This window comes from Streptomyces sp. ISL-36 (genome assembly GCF_018614205.1).
Classification (GTDB): Bacteria; Actinomycetota; Actinomycetes; order Streptomycetales; family Streptomycetaceae; genus Streptomyces.
This window is the reverse complement of sequence record NZ_JAGGOS010000044.1, coordinates 1-7570: the sequence shown is the minus strand read 5'-3', so window position 1 is coordinate 7570 and position 7570 is coordinate 1. Positions and strand designations below refer to the sequence as shown.

5 protein-coding genes and 2 pseudogenes are annotated in these 7570 nt (G+C 73.9%); 5 read left to right on the top strand and 2 right to left on the bottom strand.

Annotated elements, in window-relative coordinates; all coding sequences use genetic code 11:
* Together J7E93_RS11905 and J7E93_RS11900 are read left to right on the top strand one after the other, a co-directional pair.
* Positions 1-346 (top strand): annotated as a pseudogene (locus J7E93_RS11905) (hypothetical protein); the annotation flags it as partial.
* A gap of 48 nt (positions 347-394) precedes the next feature.
* Complete coding sequence (locus J7E93_RS11900) at positions 395-1432, top strand: MBL fold metallo-hydrolase (RefSeq protein ID WP_215068277.1); 1038 nt, start codon at positions 395-397, stop codon at positions 1430-1432.
* 138 nt (positions 1433-1570) lie between these two features.
* Here J7E93_RS11900 and J7E93_RS11895 read toward each other — a convergent pair.
* Positions 1571-2167: pseudogene (locus J7E93_RS11895) on the bottom strand (DedA family protein); the annotation flags it as partial.
* A gap of 20 nt (positions 2168-2187) precedes the next feature.
* Positions 2188-2961 (bottom strand): MBL fold metallo-hydrolase, encoded by a 774-nt coding sequence (locus J7E93_RS11890; RefSeq protein ID WP_215068275.1) that lies wholly within the window; start codon positions 2959-2961, stop codon positions 2188-2190.
* A 295-nt stretch (positions 2962-3256) separates the two neighbouring features.
* Between J7E93_RS11890 and J7E93_RS11885 the strand changes: the two genes are divergently transcribed.
* From J7E93_RS11885 to J7E93_RS11875, 3 genes are all read left to right on the top strand, one after another.
* The gene (locus J7E93_RS11885; RefSeq protein WP_215068273.1) at positions 3257-3661 is read left to right on the top strand and encodes a recombinase family protein; all 405 of its coding nucleotides are present in this window, start codon (positions 3257-3259) and stop codon (positions 3659-3661) included.
* Positions 3662-3759: 98 nt separating this feature from the next.
* Positions 3760-5919, top strand: coding sequence for a phage holin family protein (locus tag J7E93_RS11880; RefSeq protein WP_215068271.1), 2160 nt, complete (start codon positions 3760-3762; stop codon positions 5917-5919).
* A 67-nt stretch (positions 5920-5986) separates the two neighbouring features.
* The gene (locus tag J7E93_RS11875) at positions 5987-7450 is read left to right on the top strand and encodes an amino acid permease (RefSeq protein WP_374105374.1); all 1464 of its coding nucleotides are present in this window, start codon (positions 5987-5989) and stop codon (positions 7448-7450) included.
* Positions 7451-7570 lie beyond the last annotated feature (120 nt).

Genomic DNA, 7570 nt, shown 5'->3' with positions numbered 1-7570 from the left:
GCCCCCGCAGGCGGGCCGCCACCTCTACGCCGACCTGGGCCCGCTGCGGCCCGGACTCGCCGCCCGGGACGTCACCGACTCCCTGGAGCTGGAGAACCACCTCACCCGCCGGCTCGGCACAGCGGTCCCCGGCGGGCATCGCTTCGGCGACGAACTCGGCGCCCTGCGCGTGCGGTTCGACACCGGCGCGTTCCTGGGAGCGACCGAGGAGGAGCGTATGGAGTCCCTCACATCGCCGGATCCGCTGGAATTGCCGCACGTGTCACGGGCGTTGAGCTCCTTCGGCGCCGCCCTGGAGGAACTCCGCCGAGCCACCGGGGAGTCGGCACCACCGGCGTACCGCTGAGCACCACCCCGACGATCCGCGTCCACCACGTCAGGACGGAGCCCGCAGATGACGGAACAGACGGAACGCGCTCCCCGCGACACCCCGGTCGTACCGTCCGGGCGCCCCCCGGGGGCCGGGGGAGGCCTCCAGCCCCTCGGCCGGACCCGCGACGACTGGCCGCGTTCCTTCGCCGACCGGCTCACCGCCCCGCTCCCCGGACTCCGCGCCATGGCCCGCCTCGCCCGCGAGGGCGCCGTACGTCCCGGCCCGGACGGCCTGCGCGACATCCCGCTGCTGCCGTTCGCCCCCGGCCCGCTGCCCTCGGCCGGGCCCGAGACACTCGCCGTCACCTGGGCGGGCCACGCCAGCTGGATCCTCCGCGTCGGCGGCCTCACCGTCCTCACCGACCCCGTCTGGTCGCGCCGGATCCTCGGCACGCCCGCCCGGATCACCCCGGTCGGGGTGCGCTGGGAGGACATGCCGCCCGTCGACGCGGTCGTCATCAGCCACAACCACTTCGACCATCTCGACGCCCCCACCCTCAAACGGCTGCCCCGGGACACGCCGGTCTTCGTCCCGGCCGGACTCGGCCGCTGGTTCACGCGCCACCGGTTCGGCCGGGTCACCGAGCTCGACTGGTGGGAGGCGGCCGAACTCGACGGCGTACGCTTCGAGTTCGTCCCGGCCCATCACTGGTCCAAACGGACCCTCCTGGACACCTGCCGCTCGCTGTGGGGAGGCTGGGTCCTGACCGACCGTGCCGACCGGCGGATCTACTTCGCCGGGGACACCGGATACGGCCACTGGTTCGCCGAGATCGGCCGCCGCCATCCCCACATCGACCTGGCGCTCCTGCCCATCGGCGCGTACGACCCGCGCTGGTGGCTCGGCGACGTCCACACCGACCCCGAGGAGGCCGTCCGTGCCTTCCAGGACCTGGGGGCGCGGCGGATGGCCCCGATGCACTGGGCGACCTTCGTGCTCTCCTCGGAGCCGGTCCTCGAACCCCTCACCCGGGTCAGAGCCGCCTGGGCGCGCGCACGCCTGCCCCGCGAGGACCTGTGGGACCTCCCGGTGGGCGCCTCACGGGTGCTGGCCCCGTGACGACGTCTCCGCCCCTCCGGACCCCTCCGCCCCTCCGGACCGCTCCGGCCCCTCAGACTCGCCGGACCGCTCCGATCCCTCCGCCCCTCCGGACCCCTCCGATCCCCCCGACCCCTCCGACGCCTTCGTCTCGCCCCGCCGAGTCCCCCGCAGTCGACGCCACAGCGCCGGCGCCCCGCTGACCAGCACCGTCAGGACCACCGCCGCCACCACACCCTGCCACGGCTCCGGAAACAGCGAGCCGCCCAGAATCCCGATCAGCTGATACGTCGCCGCCCACGCCAGGCACGCCGGTACGTCCCCGCGGACGAAGCGGCGCAGCGGCATGCCGGACAGCAGACACGCCAGCATCACCGGGATCCGCCCCGCCGGCACCAGCCGGGACAGGACGAGCACCGACACCTGATGGGTGTCCAGCTTCCCCTGCGCCTGCGCGAGCCGGTCGGGCGTGACCCGCCCGCGCAGCGCCGCCAGCCACCGCGAGCCGTTCTTCGAACGGACCCCGCGCTGCCCCAGCCAGTACAGCGCCACGTCGCCCACGAGCGCGGCGAACGCCGCCACCAGGAAGACGAAGAGCAGCGCCAGGGGCGCCGTCTGGTGGAAGGCGACCACGGCCGCCGAGCTGACGATCGCCCCGGTCGGTACCACCGGAACCAGCGCGCCCAGTGCCACCAGGAGGAACAGCGAGGGGTAGCCGACGGCCTGCTGCGTCGACTCGGGCGGCAGGTCTCCCATCCACGTCATCAGCCCGTCGATCACCGGGCGACCTCGGGCCGCACCCGCTGGCCGTGGCCGAGCAGGTGCACCGCCACCTTCGGCGCCAGCCGCGCCGCGTGCCGGACGAACTCGTCCCCCGGTGAGTGGAACTCGTGCGGGCGCACCCCGTCCATCCCGATCGGCCAGTACGTGCCGTAGTGCACGGGCACCGCCGCCACGGGCGAGAGCGCCGCGAGCGCCTGCGCCGCCCGCCCCGCGTCGAGATGGCCGTGCCCCAGATACGGCCCCCAGCCGCCCACCGGGAGCAGCGTCACGTCCACCGGCCCGACCGCCTCCGCCATCCCGTCGAAGAGACCGGTGTCCCCGGCGAAGTACGTCCGTGCCTCGCCCTCCACGACATACCCGAGCGCGGGGGAGCGGTGCGGCCCCATCGGCAGCCGCCGGCCGTCGTGGAGCGCCGGCACGGCCCGTACGGTCACCCCCTCCACGGCCACCACGTCGCCCGGCTCCATCTCGGTCAGCCGCAGCCCCTGCCCGTCGAGCTTCCGCAGCCCCGGTACGGCGCGCGGGGCGCCGCGCGGCACGATCAGCCGGGTGCCGGGGGCGAGCCGGGCGAGGGAGGGCACATGGAGATGGTCCGCGTGCAGATGGGAGACGAGCACCGCCTCGGCGACCGCGGCCTCCGGCGGCGGGGGCGCGCCGCGCCGCCGCCGCAGATGCGCCAGCCGGCGCGCGAAGAGCGGGTCGGTGAGGAACCGGACCCCGGAGTCCTCGATCGTGCAGGTGGCATGACCCCACCAGGTGACCTCCACCGCACGCCGCCCTTCCACCGAGCCGATGCACTGGTACCGAGGGTAGATGTCCGAAGCGGGTGACGCGGGGCGTCTACGGTGGGATGCGGGGGTAGCCATCCGTCAGCACGAGGACGGGAGCCGCGGTGACCACGAGGGACACGACCTGCAACGCGTCGCAGTGTCCGCGCTGCGGGGGCGTCCTGGCCGTCACGCAGGACGGCTGGAAGATCTGCCACACCTGCGGTTACTCCGCGCCGCCGTGACGCCCGGGCGCGCTCTCCTCGCCCGTCGTCGTTCGGAGTAGGGTCGGTCCATGGACGACGTTCGGGTGGCGGCGATCGCCAGCCTCACCCCGCTCGAGGAACTCGACAGCGACCCCTTTCTGGTCGATACGCGCAGTCAGCACGCGATGTGCGCCCGCTGGGCGCTCGACAAGGGCTATGTCGTGACGAGGCAACTGCTCTGCTACGGAATCCGGCCCGACCACGACGCGCTCTGGGCGGACGTGGACGCCGGACACGTCGATCTCTTCGTCGCCCCCAACGAGCGGGTTCTGTCACGGGCGTTGACGGACGTGTCCGGCTTCTTCGCGGAATGCGAACGCAGAGGCGTACGGCTGGAGACCGCGGGACTCGACGAACCGGCGTACGACGCCGCCGGGAAGGCCGATGTGCACCGCCGGCTCTCCATGCCCACCGCGGGCTACGACGGCTGTTAGCGGCCGTTTCCGCCCGGCTCGATCCCCAGGACGGGCCGTGGCCGCGGCGGGCGTTGTGCCACGCTTGAGGCAGGGAACGGGCGAAAGGTGAACCAGGCGTGGGTGACGGGCGATGGCGTACCGCCGGCCGCTGGCGGACCGCGGGCAGCGCCCTGGTGCGGGTGGTCGTGGTCTGGGCCGTGTCGACCCTGACCATGCTGGCCCTGGCCGGGCTGCTGCCCGACTTCGAACTCCAGTCCCCCGACGGCGACAGCATCACCCGTACCGCCCTCACGGCGGTCTGGGGCGCCGGCGCGTTCGGTCTGCTCGGCGCGCTGGTGTGGCCCGCGATCGTGCGCGCCCTTTTGCTCGTGCCGGCCCTGGTGCTCGGCCTGTTGGTCTTCTTCCTCAACGGCTCGCTGCTGCTGGTCGCGCTCTGGCTCATCCCCGACGGGCGCGGCGCCGCCGACCCCGAGACCGCCGTCGTGGTCGCCGCCGTGATGTCCGCCGTCGCCTCCGCCACCTCCACCGCGCTCGCCGTGCGTGACGACGACGCCTACCGCCGCCGTCTCTACCGGCTCGCCGACCGCACGCGGCCCCGGCGCGTCACCGGCGGCACGGAGCCCGTCCACGGCACCGTCTTCCTGCAACTCGACGGAGTCGGACACCAGGTGCTGCGCGACGCCGTCGCCGACGGGCTGATGCCGACCGTCGCCGACTGGCTCGACACCACCCACCGGCTCACCCCCTGGCGCACCGACTGGTCCAGCCAGACCGGAGCCAGCCAGCTCGGCATCCTGCACGGCTCCAACGAGGACGTGCCCGCCTTCCGCTGGTACGAGAAGGACACGGGCCGGCTGATGGTCAGCAACCGGCCCGCGAGCGCCGTCGAGCTCCAGCGGCGGGCCATCGAACGCACCGGCGACGGCGGGCTGCTCACTCTCGACGGCGCCTCCCGGGGAAACCTCTTCAGCGGCGGCGCCGACCAGCTCGCCCTGGTGCTGTCGATGGCCGCCCGGCGCGGCCGGCGCAACCGTTCGCGCGCCGGCTACTTCGCCTACTTCTCCGACCCCGCCAACGCCGTCCGCACGGCGGGCTCGTTCGTCGCCGAGGCGGCCCGGGAGGTGGTCCAGTCGACCCGGGCGCGGCTGCGCGGGGACACCCCGCGGGTCTCGCGCGGCGGCGCCTACCCCTTCATCCGGGCCTTCGCCACGGTCGTGGAGCGCGATGTCGTCGTGGCCGCGGTGGTGGGGGACATGCTGGCGGGGCGGACCGCGGTCTACGCCGACCTCGTCGCCTACGACGAGGTGGCGCACCACTCCGGCCCGCACGGCCGGGACACCGATCAGGTCCTCGCGCGGCTCGACCGCTCGATCGCGCTGATCGCGAAGGTCGCCGAGCACGCGCCCCGCCCGTACCGGATCGTGCTCCTCTCCGACCACGGCCAGAGCCCGGGGGAGACCTTCGAGTCCGCGTACGGCCTGACCCTCAAGGACCTGGTCCGGGCGGGGTGCGGGCTGCCCGTGCCGCGCCGGGTGCGGCGCACCCGCAGCGGTTCGGAGGCCAGGGACGCGGCCCGCGACGCGCTGCGCAGCGCGCTCCACCGACCGGTGGACGCCTATGGCGAGTGGGCCGCGCGGTCCGAGGCGCCGGCCGTCCGGCCGTCCGAGCCGGTGGTGCTCGCCTCCGGGAACCTGGGGCTGATCTCCTTCCCCGGAGTGCCGGGCCGGGCGACCCGTGAGGAGATGGACCGCCGCCATCCCGCCCTGCTGCGCACCCTCGCCAACCACCCGGGCATCGGCTTCCTGCTCGTGGCGAGCGCCGCCCACGGTTCGGTCGTGCTGGGGCGGGACGGGCTGGAGGTGCCGGTCTCCGAACTCGCCGACGACGGGCCGCTCGGGCCGCTCGCGGTCTTCGGCCGGGGGGCGGCGGACGCGGTGCGGCGCACGGACGGATTCCCGCACGTCGCCGACATCATGGTCAACTCGATGTACGACCCGGCGACCGGCCGGGTGCACGCCTTCGAGGAGCAGATCGGCTCGCACGGCGGTCTCGGCGGGGAGCAGTCGTACCCCTTCCTGCTGTCGCCGGTGGACCTGTCGCCGCCGGTCGCGGAGGGGGCCGATCTGGTGGGCGCCGAGCAGGTGCACCGCGTGCTGCGGCGGTGGCTGAGGGAGTGCGCCGGCCCTCAGGTGCCGCTGGAGATTTCCCCGTCGACAGCCGATGCGGAAGCATTTCTTCCGGTTGATGTCCCGGTCGTACCGGACAAAAACGGCTGATTTGGTAGCGCGTCTCGCCTGCCGGACCATGTTCGGGTTTGTACGACGAGAGGCGCACCACCCCACCATGAGCACGGCGACACCCCCCATGAGCACCACCACACCCCCTGATCAGAACAAGCACGCCCGACGGTTCGGGCTGCCCGTCGCCACGGCCCTGGTCATGGGCAACATCATCGGCGGCGGAATCTTCCTGCTGCCCGCCTCCGTCGCCCCCTACGGCACCATCAGCCTCGTCGCCTTCGGCGTCCTCACCCTCGGCGCGATCGCCCTGGCCCTCGTCTTCGGCCGGCTCGCCCGGCGCCACCCCGTGACCGGCGGTCCCTACGTCTACGCCCGCGAGGCCTTCGGCGACTTCGCCGGATTCCTCGCGGCATGGTCGTACTGGATCACCACCTGGGTCTCCAACGCGGCCCTGGCCGTCGCCGCCGTCGGCTACCTCGACGTGATCGTCCCGGTCCACGAATCGAAGCTCGCCACCATCGCCGCCGCGCTGACCCTCCAGTGGCTGCCGGCGCTCGCCAACCTCGCCGGCACCCGCTACGTCGGCGCGGTGCAGCTCGTCGCGACCGTCCTGAAGTTCGTCCCGCTGCTGCTGGTCGCCGTGGGCGGACTGTTCTTCTTCGACAGCGCCAACCTCGGACCGTTCCGGACCGACGGCGACAGCGCGCTCGGCGCGGTCTCCGCCTCCGCCGCGATCCTGCTCTTCAGCTACCTCGGCGTCGAGTCGGCGGCCGTCAGCGCCGGAGAGGTCCGCGACCCTCGGCGCAACGTCGGCCGGGCCACGGTCCTCGGCACTCTCGGCGCCGCCGCGATCTACCTCCTGGGCACGCTCGCCGTCTTCGGCACCGTCGCCCACGACCGGCTCGTCGACTCCGCCGCCCCCTTCTCGGACGCCGTGAACGTCATGTTCGGCGGCGCCTGGGGCGGCACCGCCGTCGCGTGCATGGCCCTCGTCTCGATGGTCGGCGCGCTCAACGGGTGGACGCTGCTCAGCGCCCAGACCCCCTACGCGGCGGCGCGGGACGGGCTCTTCCCGAAGGTCTTCGCCCACAAGCGGCGCGGTGTCCCGACGGTCGGCGTCGCCGTGACCGTCGTCCTCGCCTCGCTGCTCACCGTCTACAACTACACGGCAGGCACCCAGGGCGTCTTCGAGATCCTGGTCCTCGTCACCACCTTCACCGCCACCGTGCCCTACCTCCTGTCGACCGCCGCACAGATCTACTTCCTGCTCTCCGGCCGGACCGAGCGCGTCGGCCGCGCCCGCCTGCTCCGCGACGGGGTCCTGGCCGGGGCCGCGTTCGCCTTCTCCATGTGGCTGGTGGCGGGCTCCGGCTACGCGGCCGTCTACCAGGGCGTGCTGTTCCTCTTCGCGGGTGTGCTCGTCCACGCGTGGATGTCGGCCCGCAAGGTACGGGCGAGGGCCGGGGAGGGGACCGAGGACTCCGCCGAGGTGACCGCGGCGACCGCGCCGGCCGTGGCGGCGCCCGTGGACGCACCCGAGCCGGTGAATTCGGGCACACCCGCGTAGGCCGCCCGGGCGGATCCGCGGCCGCGACCGGCACGGCGGGGCCGTCACGGGGCAGTACGCATTCTCATGAGCCCCGCGCCCGTCGCCGCGCACCGCGCCGAACCCTCCGCCCCGGCGGAC

What these genes read in the sequence shown, in the direction of transcription:
- J7E93_RS11900 (WP_215068277.1), top strand. Translation starts at nt 395, where the DNA reads ATGACGGAACAGACGGAACGCGCTCCCCGCGACACCCCGGTCGTACCG.
- J7E93_RS11885 (WP_215068273.1), top strand. Translation starts at nt 3,257, where the DNA reads ATGGACGACGTTCGGGTGGCGGCGATCGCCAGCCTCACCCCGCTCGAG.
- J7E93_RS11875 (WP_374105374.1), top strand. Translation starts at nt 5,987, where the DNA reads ATGAGCACGGCGACACCCCCCATGAGCACCACCACACCCCCTGATCAG.